A 23,150-nucleotide genomic window follows, 5' to 3' on the forward strand; every position below is an offset into this window, starting at 1 on the left:
AGGAGTAGTAATGAAACGTTGGATCATGGGCTTGTGTATTGCTCTGTTGAGTTTTAGCCAAATCGCACAAGCTGAATTAGAGCTGGTGATCACCGAAGGGGTGGATTCGGCCCGTCCGATTGGCGTGGTGCCGTTCAAGTGGGAAGGTGAAGGCCGGATGCCGACCGATCTGGCGGCGGTGATTGCCTCGGACTTGCGCCGTAGCGGTAAGTTCAGCCCGGTGGCAACCAGCAAGATGCCGCAAACGCCCTACAGCGATGAGGAAGTGGATTACACCGCTTGGACTTCGCTGGGGGTGGATGCTCTGGTGACCGGTCAGGTCACCCTGAACGCAGACGGTAACTATGTGATTAAATATCAGCTGGTGGATGTGGTCCGCGGCCAGCTGACCAGCGGCGAAAGCCGGGGGCTTGAAAACGGCGAGTTGGTGCTGACCAAAGATCACGTGCTGTTTACCCGAACCGCGACGGTGAAAAAGAGCCGCCTGCGTCAGTACGCGCACCGCATTTCGGACATTGTGTATGAAACGCTGACCGGCGAGAAAGGCGCTTTTTTGACCCGGATTGCCTATGTCGTGATTGACGATAAAGCCAAATACCCGTATCAGTTGCGGATCGCCGATTATGACGGTTACAACGAGCAGCTGGTACTGAAATCTCAGCAGCCATTGATGTCACCGTCCTGGTCGCCGGATGGCAGCAAGCTGGCATACGTGAGCTTCGAGAACAAGCAAGCTCAGGTTTTTGTGATGGACATTTACAAAGGAACCCGCGAAATGGTCGCGTCGTTCCCGCGTCATAATGGTTCACCACGTTTTTCACCGGATGGTAAAAAACTTGCTTTAGTGCTCTCGAAAAGCGGCAGTTTACAGATTTATGTGCTGGATCTGGAAACGAAGAAACTCGCCCAAGTTACGGACGGTCGTGCGAATAATACCGAGGCATTTTGGGATCCAGATGGTCAGTCTATGATCTTTACCTCAGACAGAGGTGGTAAACCCCAGATATATCGAGTAAATTTAGCAGACGGTTCGACTAAGCGTCTTACTTGGCAAGGAAGTCAGAACCTGGGTGGTCAATTGACGCCTGATGGACGGTTCTTGGTAATGGTACACAGATCAGCCTCTGGGTATAACATTGCTAAACAAGATCTGAAAACCGGTGCGGTTCAGATATTGACGAAGACGTTTTTGGATGAGTCGCCAAGTATTGCACCCAACGGCGGCATGGTGATTTACAGCTCGGTGAATGATAAATCTAACGAGTTGTCGCTTGTGTCGATTGACGGGCGTTTTAAAGCACGATTACCTGCGACGAACGGGCGGGTTCGCGCTCCATCCTGGGGGCCGTTCTTATAACGTTCACCTAAAAAAATAGCGATATAAAAGGAAAATAAAATGCAACTGAATAAAGTTTTAAAGGGTTTGGCAATTGCGCTGCCAATGATCACTCTGGCTGCGTGTAGCTCAAACGAAAGCACTGACAGTGCTGCAGCATCAGAAACGACCAATGCAGGCGCGGGAACAGCAGTAACGGCACCTGCTGATCAAACTACAGTTGCAACGCCAGTAGAAGCCGGCGATGCAGCTCTGTCTGAGCAGGAAATGCGTAACCAGCAGCTGCGTCAGGAGCAGACAGTTTACTTCAAGTTTGACAACGCTGAAATTCAGCCTGACTACCAGGATATGCTGACAGCACACGCAGAGTACCTGCGTGACAACGGTGCAGTGAAAGTCGTTGTTGAAGGCCACGCAGATGAGCGCGGTACCCCGGAGTACAACATTGCCCTGGGCGAGCGTCGTGCCAATGCGGTTGCAAAATACCTGCAGGCGCTGGGCGTATCTGCTAGCCAGATTGCTATCGTGAGCTACGGTGAAGAGAAGCCGTTGGTTCTGGGCCACAGCGATGCAGATTACGCCAAGAACCGTCGTTCGGTTCTGGTTTACTAATCCTGTAGGATACCATAATGAACAGTAACACGATGCGTCGCCTCGCATTCACGTTGCTGGTTGGCGCGGCGACCCCTGTGGTCGCCGCGCCTGCACCTGTTACCGAGCTGAATAGCGCTGGTAGCAACAGCCAGCGTGATGACAGCTTGACCCGCCTGGAGCGGATGATTGAGGCGCGAAACCAAATACAGCTTGATATGCAGCGTCAGCTGGATCAACTGGGCACTGAAGTCAGTGAATTGCGCGGTGCGGTTGAGCGCAATACCTATGAGCTCAATCAGATGCTGGAACGTCAGCGCGAACTTTATCGCGAAGTTGATGCGCTGAGTCGTCAGCCGCAACCGGAAGCGACCCCCGAGTCTGATAAGCCGGCATCAACGGAAACATACAGTAGCGATGTCAGCGAAAATGAAGCCTACGAAAAAGCCGTGAATCTGATCCTCAAAGAGAAGGATTACAATGGGGCTGTCGACGCGTTTCAGGCCTTCCTGACCGCCTACCCGGAGTCGGTGTATCAGCCCAATGCCCATTACTGGCTGGGACAACTGTACTTTACCCAGAACAAGTTGCCGGAAGCGAGTAAGCAGTTTAAAGCGGTCGCCAGCTTTGAGGATTCGAATAAGCGGGCAGATGCCATGCTGAAGCTGGGCGTAATTGCTGAGCGTAGTAAACAAGTGGATGAAGCGAAGAAACTTTATCAACAAGTGATAAAGCGCTATCCGGATTCGACCAGTTCCCGCCAGGCGGAGCGGCAACTCAAGCAGCTTGCGAAATAATATCAATCGTTAAAGGTCAGTTTTTACTGACCTTTCTGCTATCTGGTGCCAGAGGAATGTTGCAAAGTTGTCAGAACTTTGTATGGCTGTGTATATATTCAGCAGTGCGGTGTATAATGCCCGGACGAGTATGGATGAGCTGATAGAGCAAATCGAGACATGAGCCTGACATTTGATCCCTCCGAAATGGTATACCCATTTCCCCCGAAGCCGACGCCGTTGACAACCGATGAGCAGCAGGCCTATAAAGCAAAAATCAAAGCCCTACTGAAGGAAAAAGATGCGGTTTTGGTTGCACACTACTATACCGACCCCGAAATTCAGGCGCTGGCTGAAGAGACTGGTGGCTTCGTGGGTGACTCCCTGGAGATGGCCAAATTTGGCAACCAGCACCCGGCTAAAACCCTGGTGATTTGCGGGGTCCGCTTTATGGGGGAGTCGGCCAAGATCCTGACCCCTGAAAAGCGGGTGCTGATGCCGACTCTGGAGGCCGAGTGTTCCTTGGATCTGGGCTGCCCGGCAGACAAGTTTGCTGAATTTTGCGATGCCCATCCGGATCATACCGTGGTGGTGTATGCCAATACTTCGGCGGCGGTTAAAGCCCGTGCCGACTGGGTGGTGACATCCAGTATCGCGCTGGAAATTGTCGAACACCTGGATGCTGAAGACAAGCCAATCATCTGGGGGCCGGATCGCCATCTGGGCTCTTATATCCAAAAGCAGACCGGCGCCGACATGCTGTTATGGCAGGGGGAGTGCGTGGTGCATGATGAGTTCTCTGCCAAGGCTTTGCGCGAAATGAAGCATCTGTATCCGGATGCTGCCATTTTGGTGCACCCGGAGTCGCCAGCCAGCGTCGTTGCGCTGGCGGATGCGGTCGGTTCAACCAGCCAGCTGATCAAAGCTGCGAAAACTTTGCCGCACCAGAAGCTGATTGTGGCCACGGACAAAGGCATCTTCTTTAAGATGCAGCAACTGGTACCGGAAAAAGAGTTGGTGGAAGCGCCGACTGCCGGGGCTGGGGCAACCTGTCGCAGCTGTGCCCATTGTCCGTGGATGGCAATGAATGGCCTGAAAGCAATTGAAGAAGGCTTGCGTGAAGGCGGTGAGCAGCATGAAATCTTTGTGGATCCGGACTTGCGTGAGCAATCACTTATCCCGCTCAACCGGATGCTGGAATTCGCCGCTGAGCTGCAATTGAAAGTCAAAGGCAATGCCTGATCGGTACTTGGCGTATCGTTTAGTGCATTGAATGTATACGGAGAAACAAATGGCGGCCCTGGGCCGCCATTTTTGTCATAAGTTTGGGGCAGTTTATTCCTGTGCCTCTACCAGGGCTTGGGCACGCAGTGTCAGGCCGCAGATCATCGTCGGCACTGATTGAAAGATCTCTTCAAACTGTGCCAGGCCGTCTGCGCCTTCCTGAGACAGGGCTTCCAGCGCATTTTCCGGATCATAAAGCAGGCTGAAGCACAGCAATACACCACCGAGCAAGGCATTGTCCTCGCTGTCTTCCGGCATCAGGGTTTCCCAGTCATCACGCGCCAGCTGCCAGCCCTGCAGCATGCCTTCGGAGAACTCACGGGTCGCTTCGCTGACCAGCTCTTTATCGTCCAGGGCACAACCTTCCGGCCATTGCCAGGTGCCGGTCAGCAACGCTTCACGGGTCTGGTTCCAGATCTCTACAATTGCATTGGCATAAGTTTCCAGCTCTTCATGGCTGGCAAATGGCGAGGTTTCTTCGCCGCCCCACATAAAGGCCAACCATTCAGACGGGTTGATCAGATGCGGCGCAGCCGCCATCGCGGTGATAAAGCCACGCGTTTGAGACTCAGACAGTAGTTGCTCGGCCAGCTGGCGGTCTTGCAGTAACTCACTTAGTGGGGATGACATAATACAATCTCGTTGAACAGGATAAGAGTACGTCATGCCAGCTGATCTGGATGCTCCGGATCGCATGACATCTGTATAAAACAGCATTGTAGCAGCCAGGACCGCACGGTACAGCAAGCACAGGGGCGGATTATCGTGTTTTACGCCGGAACTGCTGCAATATTAATCATGTAAGCTGTTTTTCTCTGTTTTTTATTGACCTGACTGTATGCGAGCTCTATAGTTACGCCCCGTTGAGACGACAGTGGTGAAACGCTGTTACCAACAACAATCTGATGGTGAGGTGTCCGAGTGGCTGAAGGAGCACGCCTGGAAAGTGTGTATACGGCAACGTATCGAGGGTTCGAATCCCTCCCTCACCGCCATCTTCCCGAAAGACCGCCTACATGGCGGTCTTTTTTCGTTTCTGCACTGATTTCTTTATCATCCTTTTCTCGATTATCCCAACTTAGTGATGTGCCGGGCTCTATGTCATTCATGTTGGGTGGCCTGTTGGTCATAAGGTTGGGTTGGGCTACTTGTCTTTAGGCTTTTGGACCTTCCTGCTGGACCTTATCGTTGCGCACGCGCGATACACACATAATTTTGTGAAACCTGTATCGAGCAAACTGTAGGAAATTTTCAGTCATTTGGCGGCTTTCGCTGTCACCCCTTTTTCCCCTCATCGCGATTGCCCGGAGCACCACGATCAGCCCGGCTGACATACCAGATTTTTTATAAAAATGGATGTGTCACCTCATATAGTTATTAAAGCGCCAAAAACACATAAAAAGCTGTCATGGCGGCACATCCAGGTGCTCTTAAAGGCGTTGCGCAACATTGATTTTTTTCATGAGAATAAGTTGAAAAAATAATAATACAATAAAAACAGATGGTTATGTTTTGATTGGTTAGGCGGTACAGATTTCTATTGAGTCGATTTACCATTTTTTATTGTTTGCAGAGATTTAATATTAATGTGCGTATAAGTAGTGCTCAAGTTCTTAAAACCAGACCTAAAAGATGGTCATAAATTGAAAGTGTGAGATATCTCAACCTCTGTTGCAGCACGGCAGTGCTGCCATGGTGGTGAATTGTTTCAAGTTGAAGGTCAAAATTGGTTGTAAATTTACAACTTAATTTAAACTTTGGTGATTAATTTTGATAAAAAGCTGTTTTAATACGCAAATGAACTGGGTGATTGCTGAAAGTCTGGTTTAAATTTCTGATTTATTGCTTTAATGGCCTTATTTAATTTTGTGTGAGGGTTCGTATGTCGGTGAAAGGTCAATTTTGTGTGCGTCATGCAGCAGCAGATACATTTGCCATGGTTGTGTTTAGTTTCATCACCGGCATGATGATTGAAATCTTTATCTCAGGGATGACTTTTGAGCAATCCCTGGCCTCGCGAACCCTGTCGATCCCGGTCAATATTGCCATCGCTTGGCCTTATGGAGCTTTCCGGGATTATGTCCTGCGTTGTGGCTATCGTTTGTCACCGAGCAGCTGGATGAAGGGATTGTCTGATATGGTGGCGTACGTGCTGTTCCAGTCGCCGGTCTATGCCGGGATCTTATGGGTCGTCGGTGCGGATGTGGATCAGATTGTCACGGCTGTAACCAGTAATGCGTTTGTCTCCGGTATGCTGGGGGTGGTGTACGGCCAGTTTTTGGATATCTGCCGCCGGGCGTTCCGTGTCCCGGGTGTGACGGGAACTATAAGCTGACATTTATTCCATAAAAGCTGTCACAGCCTACTTTTTAGTTGTCATTTTACAGCGATGAAGTGGGCTATGTCCCCTCATCCCCCTGAATCGCCATCAGTAATCTCCACTAGCACGATGCAGCCCCATCAAAAGATGAGGCTGCATCGTGCTGGTTTCCGTCAGACTGTAAACGTTTCTAGCACTTCATTTTGCTGCCGAACGCTTTCAACCTGCCTCTCCGTTGCTTGATTAGACTTTTGCGCATCGCTTGAGACTTTCTCGCTCAGCTCTTTAATTTTCAGGGTGTTGGTATTAATTTCTTCGGCCACAAGGCTTTGCTCTTCAGCCGCAGAAGAAATCTGCAGGTTCATCAGATTAATGTGTTGAATCTTTTCATAAATGCCATGTAGCGTGTGTTCGAGTTTCTGTGCATTTTCAACGGTGCTCGTTGAGGACGCTTGGCTTTCGTCCATCACTTTGACCACTGCGCGTGAACGGGACTGGAGCTGCTCAATGATGCTTTTTATTTCTGTTGTTGAGTCTTGTGTTCTGCTTGCCAGAGAGCGAACTTCATCGGCGACCACCGAGAAACCTCGACCATGCTCACCGGCTCTCGCGGCTTCAATCGCAGCGTTCAGCGCCAGCAGGTTGGTTTGCTCAGCAATGTCATTAATCACTTGTAGAACTTTGTCGATGTTATCGGTCGATGCCTCAAGTTCTTTGACTTCGATACCCGCTTGGCTAATTTTCTCTGACAACGCGACAATGTTTACTCTGGTTTCAGAAACAAGGTCAGCGCCCGTTTGCGCTGCTGTTTCCGCTTGATCTGCAGCGCTGGCAGCTTCTTGTGCGTTCCCGGCGACATCGCCTGATGTCGTCGACATTTGGTGCATCGCAGTGGCAAGCTGCTCGAGCTCGCTGAGCTGCATGGCCATCGCATCGGCAGTCGCCGAAGCGCCCTGGCTTACGTGGTCAGCGCCTTGGTGGATGTCTGTGGCCAGCATTTTGAGGTGTTTGACCTTCTCCTGGAGCGATCCGGTAAACTGGTTGAAACTATTCGATAACGTTGCAAATTCATCATCCACGTCCGTATCCAGACGTTGCGTCAGATCACCATGGCCCGAGGCGACATTCCCCATCCCGGTATTGAGCTTGTCCAGTGGCGCCATCAATTTTGAGATGAAGAAAGACAGCAGCGCAGTCGCAATGATAACGGCGATGAGGCTGAAGATGATAGCCTTGTTGCGAAGGGTGGTCACGCTACTGAATGCCATTTCCCCATCAATCACAGCGCCGATATACCAATCATAGCCTTTGACCTTTTCGAACGTGATGACACGCGATTCACCGGTATTGAGTTCGGCAACCTGCTCGACGCCCGTTTGGATCGAAATGCTTGGTAAGAACTCGCCCATGAACTTGCCGTTCAGCGCTCTGTCCGGGTGCGCCAGGACGACACTATCACTGGTGACGATGAACAGATAACCGGAATCCAGGCGAACTTCATTGACAAGATCGGATAAACCTTTGAGGCTCATATCGAAGAACAAAGCGCCTTTGAACTGACCCTGTTCATTGAGAGGTGTTGCAATGGAAATCAGCATTTCTTTCGTGGCAGAGTCTTCATACGGGTCGGTCACAATGAGCGTGTTCTGATTTTTTGCATCGATGTACCAGGGGCGCTTCCTGGCATCCCAGTTTTCGCCGGGATTCCAGTTAGCAACGCCGGCAATCGGTTTACCGTCAGTGTCTAACCCGCCGCCTACCAACAGAAAGGTATCATGGAGGCTCTTGTTTTGAATCACATCGGTAATGGCTGAATGATCAATGTTTTTTTCTGCCAAAGAAGTCACATACCTGGCTAAAGCTTCATGCTCATGCATTTCGGTATGAACGGTGCGACTCACACCCTGCAGTGCGTCCGTGACTGACTCACTGATCTGGCTTTGTACCTCTTCTCCAATCGTGACGTACTGACTAAAGCTCAACAGCCCAATGGCTGATAAAAGCAGCGCGGATGATGCTGACACTATCTTGTGGCTAAACTTCATACTTCTACTCCCTGAAATAATCTGCCGATGAAAAGTACATCAACGCGGAGCGTTGCCGCATGAGTCTTTCACTGCAACCAATACAATGCCTCAAAGTTTAAATGGAGACCACCTTGATGTTAAACTAATGTAATAATTTCGTTTGTTTGTTTCTTGTGTTGGTGTTTTCGTCACGATGAACAAAGCCCAAACTCAATTGATGCTGGCTCTCTTACCTAAGTGTCTTCCTGGGGGTGAACCGTTAAATTTACCTACATATTTTTGAGCTTAACTTGATGATATATAATGTATCTATGGGATGATTTCAGGTGCTGACCCACAGGGGGCACCTCGCTTCTGAGCGCAATCAACAGCTCCCGCTGGGAGCTGTTTTTATTTGGTGTTTGGGTGGGGCTGTCGGTCTTTGATGGTCACTTCCAGTTGCGGTGAAGCGATACTGATCTCGTGCTCGATGAACTTACGCTTGATCCGGCTGTGCAGGTCATGGGTCAATACCAGGCGGTGGGCGGTTTCGGCGGCATAGGCCCGAACCTCATAGTTCTGGCTGTCTGCCGTCAGGCTGAGGAAAAACACTTCAGGTGCCGGATTTTCCAATACCAGTTCACACTCTTCCGCCGCTTCAAACAACAGCTGGGTCACCAGCTCGGTATCATTGAGATACTTCACGCTGATGAACAGAGTCACGCGGGTGATGGGATCCGATAGCGACCAGTTAATGAATTGCTCTGTCACAAAGGCCTTGTTGGGCACGATCACCTCCTTGCGATCCCAGTCAACAATGGTGGTGGCGCGGGTTTTGATTTTGGCGATCACACCGGTCAACTCGCGGATGGTGACCGTATCGCCAATCCGGATTGGTTTCTCAAATAAAATAATCAAGCCGGAGATAAAGTTGGCAAAGATCTCCTGTAGGCCGAAGCCGAGGCCGACCCCGAGCGCCGCGATCAGCCACTGCATTTTCGACCAGTCAAAACCGATCAGCCCGGAGCCGATCACGATGCCGAGGAAAATGGCAGTATAGCGGGTCAGGGAGGTAATGGCGTAGCCAGTCCCCGGGGAGAGATCCAGGTGCTGCAGGATCAGTAGCTCCATCGCCCCCGGTAAATCCCGGGCGATAATGGCGGTGAGCCAGAAGGCCAGGGCAGCAAGCAGAACACTTTTGAGCGAGATGGCGCTGAGCTCATCAATCCCGTCGATCTTGGTTGTGACATCCCATAAGGTGACTTCCTCCAGAAATGTAATCGCTTGATAAAAGTCAGACCAGACCACAGCCACCAGGGTAAGGTAAATCAGCAGCAGCAGTGAGCGGAGCAATCTCAGGGATTGGGCGCTGATCCGCTCCAGGTCAATTTCCGGCTCTTCAATTTCAATTTGCATTTCGCTGCTGGAGTAGCTTTCCTCTTTATCTTCCTTCACTTCAGCCAAGCGTTGCGCCAGAATCTCCTGTCGTTTGGTTTTGGCTCGCTCAAAAGCCAGCCGCCGCTTCTGGATGAGCATCAAGCGTTTGATGAGATAGTAAACCAGTAAGGTGATCACCCCGATCACGGCCGAGATCTCCAGTTTGGTCATGACCGATTGAGACGAAGTGAGGTAGCCGCTGAGGGCGGAGTAGTTCAGCACTTGCGGGATCAGGATCAGGGTCCACCAGAACAGGTTATGGCCGATGTGGGCTTTGCCGGCGGGCAAATCCCGATAGGTCATCGGAATTTTTTCGTGATACAGCCGCCAGAGGAAGAAGCTGACTGCCAGGTTGCTGATCAAAAAAGCCAGCCGCCCCAGAGTTGCATTGACATCGATGTCATTGTAGAGGTGGGCAAAATTTTGCACGATGGTCAGCGGCAGATAGATCCAGATCAATTGGCGATAATGGAAAAAGCAGCGTTGAACCAGTGACTTGTCCCAATCAAAATGACTGATAAATATCCCTTCATCCCTGACCAGCTCGCGCATGAAGCAGTACACCGCCAGTGAAGCCGGGATGGCGAGCGCCTCACCCAGATGATGGATAAATGGATACTGCCAAGCGGCACTTAGTAAATAGCCCAACAAGCCAACCGCGAAGGGAAATGGCCAGGCGAGAATAAACGCGACGAAGACGTTATAGAGGCTAAAGCGAAATTTATCCTGGGTGACTTTGCCGATTTTCTGGCTGGTGGCTCTGAGGTATTTCTTCCAACGTTTTCTGAGCCGGCTTAAGGCGAACAGCAGGATCAGGATGGTTGAGGTGACAAAAATCAGGGTTGCTTTTTCAACGACCGTGGGAAGCTTTAATAAATTGACCCACTGGAAGGGCGAGAAGAACCACTGCAATCGCTCCCAGGTCGCTATCAACACGTTGATGTTGAGCGGGTTGGTATCCGGCGCCCAGAACAAACGTTTAATGGCCTGGGCTTTGAGTTCATTCAGGTTGGTGTTGAGATTCTCATAGGCAACATTGAGTGTGGCCTGCTGATAAATCAGAGTGTCGGATGTCTCAAGCAATTGCTCCAGCAGCTCAATATTACTTTCCAGCAGGGTTCGGGCTTGTTGTTGCTGCGCCTGCGTTAGGCTGCTGGGTCTGGGTTTCGTCACTTCGTTGTTCAGCCGGTCTAACTGCTGACGATATTCATATTTTTGGATTTGGTTTTGGGCAATATCACGTTCCAGGGCCTCAATGGGTGGGTTGTCCGGTAGCCGATTGATCCGGGTTCGTAGGTTCTCACTAAAGGCCGGGCTGAGCTTAAGCCACTCTGCCATGGATTCCAGATCGGTTGCTGTTTGGTTAACCACGTCTTCTTGCTCGGAGGCCATTTGCTGTTGTTGCTGAACCTGAACGATCGCATCGGTCAGCGTTTCCAGGGCTTTGCTATATCGGTCATTCTGGGTTTGCAGGGCTTGTAGTGTCGGGGGCAGGGAATCCAGCTCGGTTTGTGGTGTTTCCGCTTCTTCTGTTTGTTCATCGACTTCGGTCCGTTGCATTCGGCTGAGTCGGCGCTCCAGGTTATTGCGGTAAGCCTGGCGGGCTTCAATTTCAGAATTGCTGAGTTGAATCCGTTGTTTGGCCAGGGTCCGTCGGTTTCCGGCACTAAGTTGTTTTGCTTCCAGGGCATAGAGCTGGCTGACATAGTACTCATGGGCAATCTCGAGGGGCAATATGGTTTCTGGCGCGACATCTTGCTGGCGTTCGAATTTGAGCTGTTTTTCTGTGCGTTTAATCTTCTCTCTCAGCAGTTCCGACTGGTAGGAGAAATCATCAATTCCCTGTTCGATGGCCTGAAGAGCGCTCTTGTCATCGTTACGACTTTGCTCCAACTGCTCCAGACGAGTGTCTTGCTCGGCGATCTCCAGGGTTAGTTGCTCCTGATCCCATTGGTTGAAATCCGGAAACTGAGTGGCAGAAAACGCCTCGATTTGTTCGTCGAGTGCTTGGGTCTGTTGCTCGAAGTTGGTGATCAGATCACGGTATTGTCGTGTCTGGCGCTTATACTCGGCGGTTTTTTCCAGCTGGCGTTTGGCTTGTGTCAGGGTATCCAGGGCTTTGATCACCTCCGGCGTATTGTCCTGCGATTCCAACTTGGAAATTTGTTGCTCCAGTTGTTGTAACCGGCTCTCGGTTTCTTCCTGGCTGGCGATGTTGAAGAATGAAGCGCCCAGCAGCAGAATGATCAGAACAAATGACGTCCGTTTGAGCATGGTGTGTTCCTGATTGTCGCGCCGTGATGGTGATGTGTTGAAGTTTAGCAGTGAATAAAAACAAGCGATTGGACTGTATCGCAGGCAATTTGCACTATTCCTCAACACTCGTGGCGAATTTCAAGAAAAGCGCTTGACCCTGATGCGCTAAGCCATTAAATTAGCCGCCGTTGAGACGCAATGCGTCCAACACACAATTTGGTGAGGTGTCCGAGTGGCTGAAGGAGCACGCCTGGAAAGTGTGTATACGGCAACGTATCGAGGGTTCGAATCCCTCCCTCACCGCCATATTCAGGAGAGATGGCTGAGTGGTTGAAAGCACCGGTCTTGAAAACCGGCATACGTTAATAGCGTATCTAGGGTTCAAATCCCTATCTCTCCGCCACATTGAAAAAGTCAGCTTAATTGCTGGCTTTTTTGCATCTGCTGCTTGGTAAAGAAAGAGATAGGGTGCGAACCCTAGCGGGGCGGACGGCGAGTCTTCAGCCGAGCACAGCGAGACAACGTTGCCAGCCGAAGGCGTTTTCAGGCAACGGCCCGCAGGGCGAAGTAAATCCTCCATACCCAGAGCGCTCCACGTATTTTAAAAAACGCTGAATTCTCAGCAGTTTTTTATGCCTGAATTCGATAGGATGTTAATTCCATAATCAAAATAAGCACATTGGCAGCGTGAAAGACCCTGTCAAAATGCATGTGATTTTCGAAAATTACATCCTTGTTATTTTCTGGTTCAACAAAAATGACCCATTAAACACTGTAGACGGCTCTTTATTCTTTCACCGCTAAAATAATAAGGTAATTTATTTATATATGGAGGGAGACGTTTATCTGCTTTTGAAAAACGTGAGTTATTATACTGTGTGAATTATTAATTGTGGCGTGGAAATATACTTTTATCGGCTACAATTCTTACACGATGGGCATTCATATGGCAGGGAAGGTAAATGTTTACTGAACAGTGGTTAGTGCCGATATTAGAAATGGCGCTATTGATGTTTATTGTTTTATCTCTGTTTTTATTTATATCCTGGTATTATCAAAGAAGCACATTAAAAACATTTCGAGAGCGAACTCGGGCAAATCAGCGATTGAATATGGCGACTTCAGTAGCTGGTCTTGGTGTTTGGGAGTGGGATCTTAAAACAAATAAGTTGTTTTGGAATCCATGTTTGTTTCATATTTATAAAATTCCCCAAGTCAAACAATTATCCTTGTCTGAGTGGCAATCAAAACTTAAAAAATCTGATGGAGAGAAGCTGGAGTCGCTGAAACAACTGGCCGGTCAGGATCAGCTACAAATGGTCAAACTGACGCTATTGGTTACGCCGGACGGTCAGCCGCGGGTGATTGAGTTGGTGGCCAGCGGGCTGGCTGGCGATAAGGGCAGATTAATTGGCACTCAGCGTGATATTTCGGACTCGATTGCGATGCAGCGTTCGATGAAGCAAGTGGCCTATCAGGATCAGCTGACCGGGTTATTTAACGCCCGGGCTCTGGAGCAAACCCTGGACAAAGCGGTCTTGTCGTCGGAAGGGGAAATCCGGCCATTTGGCTTGCTGTTTATTGATTTAGATGGGTTTAAACAGGTGAACGATACGCTGGGACATGATGCCGGTGATTTGCTATTGAAGTATGCCGCCAAACGGATGCGCTGCTGCCTGCGGCTTGAAGATGAGGTGTTTCGCCTCGGTGGGGATGAATTTGTGGTCTGGACCCCGGCACACCCTAAAGGTACGGAAAAGCACGCCTTGATGCAGCAACTCACCACTGTGGCCGAGAAACTGAAAGCTTCACTGACCAAAGTGTTTAAGATCCATGACCGGGAGTGTTACGTCTCCGCCAGTATTGGTGGTGCCTGCTTTCCCTATGATGCCACCTCAGCTAAAGCGGTGATGAAGTGTGCCGATCAGGCGATGTATCTGGCGAAAGAGAATGGTAAAAATCAGTTTGTTCAGTACGTTATGTTAGAAAAAGAGCAGGACACATTTGTTCTCAATGCATCTATACGTACGGAGTCTGAAAAAAGTTCAGACATTTGACTAAATTTATTTAGACAAATTTGAGGTCTGTTCTAATCTTTAAGAACACAATAAAAAGTCTCAGGAATGAGTTTGACAAAACCGAAATTATGTATGTGCTTTTGTTGAGGTGTATCATGGATGTTTCAAACGATATTTTGAAAGCTTTCTGCAATATCTGCGCCCGCCTGTACAAAGAAGAACAAGGTGCTTCTGCAATTGAGTATGTTTTAATCGCTGCTGTGGTTGTTGCGGCAGTAAGTACTTTGTCTGGAACTATAACAACTAATATCACTAGTGTGGGTACTTCTCTTACCAATGCCGTGAGCGCAGCAACACCGTAACCATTCTGATGATATCAATTTTATATTCTTTGCTTGCAATTGCGGCTGTCAGTGATTTGAAGTATTCCAAGGTAAGTAATGAAATTACTCTGATGATTCTTATTTGTGCATTAATCATGATTGTGTTTGAACATAGTTTAATGCCAGATCAAAGTTATCAGTTTTCTGTGATGGCTCTTGTGATGACGTTGCTTGTTTGCTTGCCGGGTTTTATTTATAAGGTCTTTGGTGCAGCCGATGTGAAAATATTATTGATCATCTCGTTGCTCACACCATTGTCGCTGATGCTGGATATTCTACTCTATGCCTTTATTGCATTCATGCTGTATTGGTGTATTGCGGTTCGGGATACCAAGGTGCATGCCCCCTTTATTCCGAGCCTGTTGGTCGGGATGGGAATTGCGGTATGGCTGGCTTAAAAAAACGCTATGGACAACAGCGAGGCGCGGCAGCACTGGAGACGGTGTTACTGACCCCGGCCGCGTTACTGCTGCTCTATACCATTGCCCAGTACTGCCTGATCTTTGTCGCGACTCAGATATTTACCTATACCGCGGAAGAAGCACTGCGTCGCAGTATCTCTTTTGTCGACAGCAATTGTTACTACGGCGGTGAATGTTCGACCTTAGATTTGGAAGATGAAATCGAGAGAAATGGTGACCTCGTCATTCGAATCATAGCTGGCGACTCTCCGACTTTGTTTGGTAAGAGTTTATCGAATATTGAGCTGTTTGATATTGAAGCATCTACTTACGAAACGCCTTCATCTGAGGATGATGTCTGCTGCAAAGTGACCGTGACTTACCAGTACAGTCAGGCGCCGTTTCTGCCCAGCAAGATTTTTGGCGTGGAATTGCCCGTTCCGGACACCTTAACCGGCACAGCGATGCTCACCATGTAGTGAGTTGATATCGCGTTGATAACGAATCGTGGCAATGACCGCACGATGGATGGATTGAAAAGGCGGTGAATATGCAGGGAAGATATTTGAAAATCGCTGCTGCAGTGCTACTAGGCTTGGCTGTGGTGATCGGACTCTACGGGGTTCGTCTCAGCCAGCCCCCCGCACCGGCGCCGACGCAGGCCAAAGCGCCCTCCAGTGTCATCATGCCACATTTTGCCGCCGATCTGCCGGTCGGTACTGTATTGCGTGCCGAGATGCTTCAGCCCATGCCGGTGGCTCAGCCGTTGGCGAAAGATATTCGAGACCCTTCGGCCTATTTGGGGCGGCGATTGATCCAGCCTGTGGTCGCGGGTAGCCGCCTGCGGGATACTATGTTTTCCCGCCCCCGTCCGTTAATTGATGAGCTCAACCCGGGTTTTCGGGCCATTGCGTTGCAAGCCAATGCCCTGACCGTGGTGGGTGGCCATCTGCAAAGCGGGGACTGGGTCGATGTGCTTTACCTGTTGCGGGCCAATAAAGAGTCCGGTCATCATAGTACGGCGCGTCGGCTATTGAGCCGGATCCAGGTGCTGGCCGTCGGTCAGGAAACCATTGGCCAGCCGGAACAGCCCAGCCAAACCGGCAAAGGGAAAGGAAAACGTGACAGCGCGCGCACTATCGTTCTGGCAATCCCGGAAGCCGAAACCCCGCAATTACTGCTGGCTGAAAGTACCGGTCAACTGCGATTGACTTTGGTCAGCCCCGATGAACTGCCACAGCCGGCGGCCTCGTTTCAGCTGGCAGCTACCGGTGATTCTGTTTCAGACATGATGCCGGGAATTGCTAGTCAGGCGCCGGTGAGTGAAGCACCGGCGCACGCAGCGCCTGAGCCGGCGGCACCGGCAGAAAGCTATGTGGTTTCGCTGAAAACGCTGGGGGGTTATCAGGAAGTGGATGTTCCTGCGGTAAAACCGCCTCCGGTGAAGTATCGTTATGTCGCCCCGAGCATTGAAGTTTATCAGGGTGAATCTCGTGCTTTAGTCCAGACCCGGTTCTGACTGGAAGGTGTTTATGCCACATAAGGATGTGTCTCAGCAATGGATGGACGACCAAACCGGCGGTGACGGGGTGTGGTATTACGCCGGTTGGTTAGCGCCCGGCGGCAGGATACACCACTGGATTGGCCGGTTCTGGCTCAGCTGTTTTTTGCGGCGACCCGCCACGATCATCTTTGTCCTCTTCTGGTTGATGGCATTATTGTCATTTCCGGTCCTGGCGGGCAGCTATCAGCTGGCAACCGGCCAGCAGCAGACCGTACAGGCCGACATCCGGATCACCCGGGCGGCGATTGGAGAGCCGGCCATTGCCGGACTCAAGGTGCTCAGCAGCAAAGAGTTGCTGATCACCGGCAAGCAAGCGGGCTCAACCACTTTATTGGTTTGGCTGTACGGACAGAACGAGCCGGTGCGTCACCGCATTGCGGTGATGCCGGATGCCATTGCATCGACAAATATTCAGGTGCAGACCGATATCAAGGTGATTGAAATCAGCCGTCATGCCTTAAAAGAAGCCGGATTTTTCTTCGGCAAGCAGGGCAATTCATTTTTTGGCATCGGTAACAGCGGTGCCCTTTCAGGCGCTGATTTTGATGGTAATTTACTGACCAACAATAACTTTCTGCCGAGTTCCGGGGCTTTTAATCTGGTTGCCGGGAACGTCGCGGATGGTTTGTTGGGGGCCATCAGCGCCCTCAGTCGTAACGGCTTTGCCTACACACTGGCTGAGCCCAGCCTGGTAACCATGTCCGGCCATACCGCGACGTTTCTTGCCGGAGGCGAGTTTCCTTATCCGGTCAGCAGTGGCGACGGCGATATCAGTATTGACTTTAAGGAGTTTGGCGTTCGGTTGAACCTGACACCTACCGTCGTGCCGGACGAGCGCATTATGCTGAAAGTTGCTCCGGAAGTCAGCGAGCTGAATTATGCCCAGGGGATCAGTTCTGCCGGGATCCTGGTGCCGGGCTTGTCGGTCCGGCGAACTGACACCACGGTCCAGTTGGGAAACGGGGAGAGCTTTGTCATCAGCGGGCTGGTCAGCCGCAACACGATTAAAAATGCCGATCGTTTTCCGGGCTTGGGGGATATTCCGATTCTGGGTGCCTTCTTCCGCTCCACCCGCTTTGACAGCAGCGATAAAGAAATCATGATGGTGGTGACGCCTCATCTGATCAAACCTTTTTCCCGCAATACGCCATTACCCCCGCTACCGGGGGAAATGTACCGCAAGTTTGAACCGAATTTTTTCGAGTTGATTTTTCTCGACAAAGAGCCGCGGCCACTGCCTGCCGGTATGGGATTCTCTCAGGAGGGATAGCATGAACTTAGTGGCTTACGATGTAAGAGGGCAGTACAGGAAACAGATTGCTGACGCGGTACCGTCGGGGGCAACCTTGAACTGGATTGAAGCGCCGGAGTGTCTGACATCCCTGGCCCCCTGGAGACAGGCACAGATTCTGGTGATTGCGGCAACCTCCTGGCCGGATAAAACCATTGACTATCTGATTGAAGTCTTCTCTCCGCGCCATGTGGTGCTGATGGACATGACCCCTGAATGCCATTGGTATGGTACAGCGCATCAGGTCAATTTGCATTTATGCGAAGGAGAGCGCTTGGCGGAAACGCTCAGCAGTCTGATAGCGATGGAAGCTGTGCTGACCTCAGGCCGGTTGGCATTGCTATCAGCCCGCAACGACTTTGACAGTGCATTGCTGGCCATCTCACTGGCCTGGCAAATGATCGCCAGTCACCAGCAGGAAGTGTTAATCCTGGATCTGGGCCAGCCCAGCAGTGATATTGCCAATTATTTAAACCAGCCGGCCGGGATCGACTTTATCAGTTTGCAGGAGAAGAAAGCCTGTATCAGTAAATCCTGGTTGCTAGATCAAGGGGTTGCGCTGCATCCGCAGATCCATGTTATTGGTATGCCGGACAATGAACAGTTTGACGCTGTCACCAAAGAAGCGCTGTTGGCGGTGATGGAACAACTCGAAGCCGCCTATGACAGCATCATCATCAATTTGGCCGGGATCCCGCCCTGTCCGCTAGTGTTTTTTCTTGCCAAATACTGCCAACAGCACTGGCTGTTGTCGGATCAGAAAAACGTCAGCCTGGCCAATACCCGCCGGTTAGCAGAATCCCTCTTTCATGCCGGCGTCAGGCCAGGTGGCGTCAATGTGGTGCTTGCGCCATTTCTACCTCAGGTACTGCCGGGCAAGGCGATGATCGCCAGCCAGCTGGCGTTGCCGATCCGGGGGGAGTTGCCGTGCGCCCATCAACTGACCACGGATATTAATGCCGGGACTTTGCTGCCGCCGACCGGTCAGTTCAAAGATTTCTTGCAGCAGGTTGAAAAGCTGCTGTCGTTGAAACCGGAAAAGCCACACTGGTTGATGAAATTCGGATGGCGATATAGCGCAGGGAGTGAAACATGAGCGATATGACGGACGCTATCGTCTGGCCCCACCGGGAGTTGGCGATACAGGAAGATGAGTCCCGCCTGGAACTGAAAGCGGAACTGCACCAGTTTGTGATTGAACGTCTGGAAGATGACGGATTGATGTACGAGATGGAGCGCCAGGAGCTTCAGGGGTATGTCTATGATTATGCCCGGATTTATTTCAAGCAGCTTCAGGGTACGCATTTCCCTCAGGATATGAACGCCCTGGTCAATGAACTGCTGGATGAAATTGTTGGGTTCGGGCCGTTACAGAACCTGCTCGATGATCCGGACGTCGATGACATCCTGATCAACGGTCCCAAGTTAATTTATGTCGAGCGCCAGGGACAGCTGACCAAGGTGCCGTTTCGCTTTATGAATGATCAACATGTACTGCGGGTGATCCGGCGGATGATCGCGCCGTTCGGACGGCGGATTGATGAAGCCAATCCGATGGTTGATGCCCGATTGCCCAACGGGAGCCGGATCAACGCTGTGATCCCGCCGTTGGCGATCGATGGCCCTTGCCTGTCGGTGCGTAAATTTAAAGCTGAATCGATTGATATTGATACCCTGTTGCAAAACGGTGCCATGCACCAGTTGTTGATGAAGTGTGCCCGCTCACGCTGCAATATTCTGATTAGTGGTTCGACCGGCTCAGGGAAAACCACCCTGTTGAATGTGCTCAGCCAGTACATTAACTCCGGGGAGCGGGTGGTGACCATTGAAGATGCCGCAGAGCTGCAACTGAGAAATGGCCACGTTGTGCGGCTGGAGACCCGGCCGCCGAACTCGGAAGGACAGGGGGAAGTCACGTCGCGGGATCTGCTCAAGAATGCCCTGCGGATGCGCCCGGATCGGATCATTCTTGGCGAGAGCCGGGGCGGGGAAGTCCTGGACATGCTCCAGGCGATGAATACAGGACACCAGGGCTCCATGAGTACCCTGCATGCGAACTCGCCCCAGGATGCCCTGTTGCGACTAGAGATGATGGTCACCATGACCGGTTTCTCGTCGAGCGAAGTGTTGGTTAAGCAGATGGTCGCTACCGCGCTGGATCTGGTGATCCAGGTCGCGCGACTGCCCAGTGGCCGTCGGGTGATCACTCACATTGTCGAGATCCAGGATGTCGCCGATGAACAAATTCGCACCCAGGTGCTGTATGCCTATCAGCCGACCAGTGAAGATTTCAGGCTGGTAGATAGCATGTCGGCGGCACTGCGGGAGAAAACCGGAGGTGAACGTGAGTAGTCTGTTTATTCTGGCCGGGGTTTTGTTACTGGCGGGCGCTGGTCTGTTGCTGTTTGCTGCCCGGGAAAATGAGACGTCAGATCCGGCTTCAGTCGCGGAGGCGGGTTCTGACGAGGAGCGCCAAGATGCGGAGCGTCCGGTACGGGAGCGGACCTGGCGCGAGACGAGTCTGGAGACCAGGCAAAAGCTGGGCCTGAGCACCTCGGTCGGGTTTATTGTGCTGTACTTGACGCTTCAGGTGGTGCTGGTGCTCGGGGCGCAGCAAGTTGCTGGTATATCGGGGCTGGGAGCGAGTCTGGTGATTGCTGTCGCGGGGTTGTTACTGCTGGGACAGCTGCGTAAGAGCCGGATGCGCCGGAAAATTATTCGTCAGTTACCCGGGTTTATTGAACAGCTCAATCGTCGGGTCAAAGTCGGGCTGTCTTTAAATCAGGCCTTGATCCGGACGGTGCCGACGATTGAAGCGCCGCTTCAGTCGGTTGTGGAGCGCGTGATCCGCCGGGCAGAGTTGGGGGCTGAGCTTTATGTGTCGTTCAGTAAAGAGTCGCAGTTGACCGGGGTGAGGGAGTTTCAACTGCTTGGGGTCGTATTTAAGGTCAATCACCAGTTTGGCGGCAGCGTCAGTCAGGCGCTGGAAAACCTGGTCGAGTTGCTGCAGCAGGATGAGCGCAGTCAGCGTGAGTTGAAGTCGTTGACCGGGGAGACCCGGGTGACGGCCTGGGTGATGGGGTTGACGCCGTCGGTGATGGCGGGATTTATGCTCATCAATGAGCCGCAATCGCTTCAGGCGATGTGGATGGATGAACAAGGAAAACTGGCACTGCAGATCGCATTAGGGTCGCAGCTGTTCGGGGTGGTGTTGCTCTGGCGGATGCTACGGGCGTTGTAATCATTTGTGGCTTTTACCGCAGTTGTCCCTACAGCCTAGGGGCTTCGAGAGGTTGTGATGGCGATATCCATGAGTTTGTCTACATATTGGCTTCTGGCGGGGTTGTTTTTGCTTGCCAGCGCCGTGAGTTTAATTGTGCTGTCCCTCAGGCTGCAACGTGCTCGAAGCGTGGAGCAGAATCTGGCGCGAACCATGGCCCAGGTGACTCGTCGGGAAGCCATGTTCCAGCAAAGCCAGGCGATTTGGCGACAAACCAAATACTTACGGTTTGCTTCGATCACGGATATTCAGCTGTTATTGCGCAAAGCAGGATATTTGACCAATCGTGAGCAAACCTCCTGTTTGCTGAAAGTGATGTTGGCCTGGGCGACGATGCAGGGGATGGCCGTGATGGCGATTATCGAGCGTCAGGTAGCCTCAGAGCAGGCGATGGGCCTGTTGGTGCTGAGTACTGCAGGGGGCGCCTACCTTGCCTTACAGTGGTTGAAAAAGAAGGTGGTCTCGCGTGCCAAAATGATCGATGAAGAACTGATCATGGGGCTGCAAATGATGAAAACCCTGTGGGATGTCGGACTCTCGCTTGAAAGTATGTTGCGTGCATACACCGCAGAGCTGAAAGAGATGACGCCGGAAATGAATAAAGAGCTCCTGCTAGCCCTGAGCAAGATCGAAGCGGGGCAGGATCGGGCCTGGGTGTTTGTTGAGGTGGCCCGGGTTAATGAGTCATTGGGGATGCAGGATTTGCTGAATATGTTTGCCCAGGTGTCAGACTCCGGCGGCAGTATGTCGGACTCTCTGGCCCAATTGACCCTGTTGCTGCGGGATCGGCGTCGAACCCAGTTACAGGAGAAAGTGAGCAAATTGTCTGGCCGGATGTCTGTGGTGATGATGTTGTTTCTGTTCCCGCCCTTGTTTGTGGTGCTAGCTGGACCGGGCATGATGGCGCTGGGACGGGCACTGGGTAATTAAGCGAAAGCATCAGCGATAAACTTTCGTGACAGAAAGACAAGGAGTGTCTGATGGCAGAGCACAAGACGCATACAGCGACTCAGCAGCAAAGCAGCGTAGACGACAAGACATATGACAAACGACATTGGCTGGTGGCGCTGGGGCTCGGAATGCTCCTGGCCCTGAGCGGGTGCTCAAGTCCTGTCTCGCCACAGGCGGCAGCATCGTCTCCGAATGGAGCCTGCGGCGAGTCGCTGTCTGCCGAGCAGGGGGTGAAGTTGTCGCTGATCCGCCAGCAGTTGCAGCAGGCCCAGTATTATTCTGCTCTGGCCGAACTGGAAATGTTGCCGGAGCGCTCCCTTAGTACCGATCTGTTACGTGCCTACAGTTACCGAAAACTGGGGAAATGGTCGCTGGCTGCGGCAATCTATCATGAACTGCAAACCACCTGTCTGGCCGGGCAGGCCTATCATGGCCTCGGTCTGATTGCGGCATATCAGGATGACCTCGATCAGGCGATGCACTGGCTGACTCTGGCCGCCAAAGCTTCGCCGGTGACGGCAGATATTCGCAATGATTTGGGTTTTTTGCTGTTGATCACCGGGCAGGATGAGCTCGCGCGCGATGAATTGCTGACGGCGCTGGAGCTCAATCCTGAGCATCCAAACGCTGCCAGAAACTTATGGTTTGTGCTGTTGAAAAATCGTCAGCACCGGATGGCAGATCAGCTGGCGGCCCGGTTCCAGTGGCAGCCGAGTGAACGACAGGCGGTGCTTGATGCCATCGCCGTGTTCAAACCATTGTCGCTTCGCCAGCCGACAGCGCGGGAACAAGCGCCATTTGCCGAATATTCCTCGAACGCGGAGGTTATACAATGAGATTCCAGTTCACGGATGTCATGGGTGTTGGGGCTGCCCTGCTGGCAGCAAGCTTGTTCAGTGCCCCGGCCCTGGCACTGAAGGGGCCGCGAATGACCTCAGCACTGGCACCACCGGCTAAATCTATTCCGATGCCGCCCAGGTACTCTTCGGCCTATCAACCCGCTCCGGCACCCAACATCACCTTGCGAACCAAGGGCAGTGTGGGTTACCCCGGTCAAAAAAGCGAAACCCGGGTATGGTTGAATTTGCAGGCGGGGGGCATGCTGGCGACGGACTACAATGACACCTTGTCGCCGAAAGCGGCGGATAAGGCTCAACAGCGAATGGTGCAAAGCTTCAGCAACCCGATCCCGGCAAAATTTATTGCCGACTCGATGGGCGGCGGCTAACGCATGTGCCGGTGTTTGTCTGAGAGCC

20 protein-coding genes and 3 tRNA genes are annotated in these 23,150 nt (G+C 51.7%); 20 read left to right on the plus strand and 3 right to left on the minus strand.

Annotation, left to right across the window (positions count from 1 at the left end; all coding sequences use genetic code 11):
- Positions 1 to 10: 10 nt before the first annotated feature.
- The 4 genes from tolB (at position 11) to nadA (ending at position 3,945) form a co-directional block, all read left to right on the plus strand.
- A complete protein-coding gene (gene tolB / locus NNL38_RS04900) occupies positions 11 to 1,357 on the plus strand; it encodes a Tol-Pal system beta propeller repeat protein TolB (RefSeq protein ID WP_255389908.1) in 1,347 nt (448 codons plus the stop codon).
- 39 nt (positions 1,358 to 1,396) lie between these two features.
- Positions 1,397 to 1,948 (plus strand): peptidoglycan-associated lipoprotein Pal, encoded by a 552-nt coding sequence (gene pal / locus NNL38_RS04905; RefSeq protein WP_255389909.1) that lies wholly within the window; start codon positions 1,397 to 1,399, stop codon positions 1,946 to 1,948.
- Between the two features lie 17 nt (positions 1,949 to 1,965).
- Positions 1,966 to 2,724: a tol-pal system protein YbgF gene (gene ybgF, locus NNL38_RS04910; protein ID WP_255389910.1), complete on the plus strand. Its 759-nt coding sequence runs from the start codon at positions 1,966 to 1,968 to the stop codon at positions 2,722 to 2,724.
- A gap of 159 nt (positions 2,725 to 2,883) precedes the next feature.
- On the plus strand, positions 2,884 to 3,945 hold the full coding sequence (gene nadA / locus NNL38_RS04915) for a quinolinate synthase NadA (RefSeq protein ID WP_255389911.1): 1,062 nt from the start codon (positions 2,884 to 2,886) through the stop codon (positions 3,943 to 3,945).
- Positions 3,946 to 4,038: 93 nt separating this feature from the next.
- Here the strand turns inward: nadA and NNL38_RS04920 are convergent, their stop codons facing one another.
- Positions 4,039 to 4,617, minus strand: a complete 579-nt coding sequence (locus NNL38_RS04920) for a UPF0149 family protein (RefSeq protein WP_255389912.1) — start codon at positions 4,615 to 4,617, stop codon at positions 4,039 to 4,041.
- A gap of 277 nt (positions 4,618 to 4,894) precedes the next feature.
- Here NNL38_RS04920 and NNL38_RS04925 point away from each other — a divergent pair.
- Together NNL38_RS04925 and NNL38_RS04930 are read left to right on the plus strand one after the other, a co-directional pair.
- Positions 4,895 to 4,982: transfer RNA gene (locus NNL38_RS04925), tRNA-Ser, on the plus strand.
- 887 nt (positions 4,983 to 5,869) lie between these two features.
- The gene (locus tag NNL38_RS04930; RefSeq protein ID WP_255389913.1) at positions 5,870 to 6,322 is read left to right on the plus strand and encodes an L-alanine exporter AlaE; all 453 of its coding nucleotides are present in this window, start codon (positions 5,870 to 5,872) and stop codon (positions 6,320 to 6,322) included.
- Positions 6,323 to 6,480: 158 nt separating this feature from the next.
- Here NNL38_RS04930 and NNL38_RS04935 read toward each other — a convergent pair whose 3' ends face one another.
- The gene (locus NNL38_RS04935; protein ID WP_255389914.1) at positions 6,481 to 8,352 is read right to left on the minus strand and encodes a methyl-accepting chemotaxis protein; all 1,872 of its coding nucleotides are present in this window, start codon (positions 8,350 to 8,352) and stop codon (positions 6,481 to 6,483) included.
- 372 nt (positions 8,353 to 8,724) lie between these two features.
- Positions 8,725 to 12,024, minus strand: a complete 3,300-nt coding sequence (mscM, locus tag NNL38_RS04940; RefSeq protein WP_255389915.1) for a miniconductance mechanosensitive channel MscM — start codon at positions 12,022 to 12,024, stop codon at positions 8,725 to 8,727.
- 200 nt (positions 12,025 to 12,224) lie between these two features.
- Here mscM and NNL38_RS04945 point away from each other — a divergent pair.
- The 14 genes from NNL38_RS04945 (at position 12,225) to NNL38_RS05010 (ending at position 23,122) form a co-directional block, all read left to right on the plus strand.
- Positions 12,225 to 12,312 (plus strand) — tRNA-Ser (locus NNL38_RS04945).
- A 6-nt stretch (positions 12,313 to 12,318) separates the two neighbouring features.
- Positions 12,319 to 12,409, plus strand: a tRNA-Ser gene (locus NNL38_RS04950).
- 784 nt (positions 12,410 to 13,193) lie between these two features.
- Positions 13,194 to 14,063: a GGDEF domain-containing protein gene (locus tag NNL38_RS04955; RefSeq protein ID WP_255389916.1), complete on the plus strand. Its 870-nt coding sequence runs from the start codon at positions 13,194 to 13,196 to the stop codon at positions 14,061 to 14,063.
- A gap of 116 nt (positions 14,064 to 14,179) precedes the next feature.
- Positions 14,180 to 14,386, plus strand: coding sequence for a Flp family type IVb pilin (locus NNL38_RS04960; protein ID WP_255389917.1), 207 nt, complete (start codon positions 14,180 to 14,182; stop codon positions 14,384 to 14,386).
- Between the two features lie 8 nt (positions 14,387 to 14,394).
- On the plus strand, positions 14,395 to 14,805 hold the full coding sequence (locus NNL38_RS04965; protein ID WP_255389918.1) for an A24 family peptidase: 411 nt from the start codon (positions 14,395 to 14,397) through the stop codon (positions 14,803 to 14,805).
- Positions 14,793 to 15,287, plus strand: a complete 495-nt coding sequence (locus NNL38_RS04970; protein ID WP_255389919.1) for a TadE/TadG family type IV pilus assembly protein — start codon at positions 14,793 to 14,795, stop codon at positions 15,285 to 15,287. The genes NNL38_RS04965 and NNL38_RS04970 overlap by 13 nt, the downstream gene beginning before the upstream one ends.
- 71 nt (positions 15,288 to 15,358) lie before the next feature.
- Positions 15,359 to 16,327, plus strand: a complete 969-nt coding sequence (gene cpaB / locus NNL38_RS04975) for a Flp pilus assembly protein CpaB (RefSeq protein ID WP_255389920.1) — start codon at positions 15,359 to 15,361, stop codon at positions 16,325 to 16,327.
- A gap of 13 nt (positions 16,328 to 16,340) precedes the next feature.
- On the plus strand, positions 16,341 to 17,642 hold the full coding sequence (locus tag NNL38_RS04980) for a type II and III secretion system protein family protein (protein WP_255389921.1): 1,302 nt from the start codon (positions 16,341 to 16,343) through the stop codon (positions 17,640 to 17,642).
- Position 17,643: 1 nt separating this feature from the next.
- Positions 17,644 to 18,759, plus strand: a complete 1,116-nt coding sequence (locus NNL38_RS04985) for a CpaE/TadZ family protein (RefSeq protein WP_255389922.1) — start codon at positions 17,644 to 17,646, stop codon at positions 18,757 to 18,759.
- Positions 18,756 to 20,015, plus strand: a complete 1,260-nt coding sequence (locus NNL38_RS04990; protein ID WP_255389923.1) for a TadA family conjugal transfer-associated ATPase — start codon at positions 18,756 to 18,758, stop codon at positions 20,013 to 20,015. The genes NNL38_RS04985 and NNL38_RS04990 overlap by 4 nt, the downstream gene beginning before the upstream one ends.
- Complete coding sequence (locus NNL38_RS04995) at positions 20,008 to 20,904, plus strand: type II secretion system F family protein (RefSeq protein ID WP_255389924.1); 897 nt, start codon at positions 20,008 to 20,010, stop codon at positions 20,902 to 20,904. Before NNL38_RS04990 ends, NNL38_RS04995 begins: the two co-directional genes overlap by 8 nt.
- 69 nt (positions 20,905 to 20,973) lie before the next feature.
- Positions 20,974 to 21,873 (plus strand): type II secretion system F family protein, encoded by a 900-nt coding sequence (locus NNL38_RS05000; RefSeq protein WP_255389925.1) that lies wholly within the window; start codon positions 20,974 to 20,976, stop codon positions 21,871 to 21,873.
- 50 nt (positions 21,874 to 21,923) lie between these two features.
- Positions 21,924 to 22,730 (plus strand): tetratricopeptide repeat protein, encoded by an 807-nt coding sequence (locus NNL38_RS05005; RefSeq protein ID WP_255389926.1) that lies wholly within the window; start codon positions 21,924 to 21,926, stop codon positions 22,728 to 22,730.
- On the plus strand, positions 22,727 to 23,122 hold the full coding sequence (locus tag NNL38_RS05010) for a DUF3613 domain-containing protein (RefSeq protein WP_255389927.1): 396 nt from the start codon (positions 22,727 to 22,729) through the stop codon (positions 23,120 to 23,122). Before NNL38_RS05005 ends, NNL38_RS05010 begins: the two co-directional genes overlap by 4 nt.
- The last annotated feature ends 28 nt before the right edge of the window (positions 23,123 to 23,150 follow it).

Origin of the sequence: Photobacterium atrarenae (genome assembly GCF_024380015.1) — a bacterium.
Classification (GTDB): domain Bacteria; phylum Pseudomonadota; class Gammaproteobacteria; order Enterobacterales; family Vibrionaceae; genus Photobacterium; species Photobacterium atrarenae.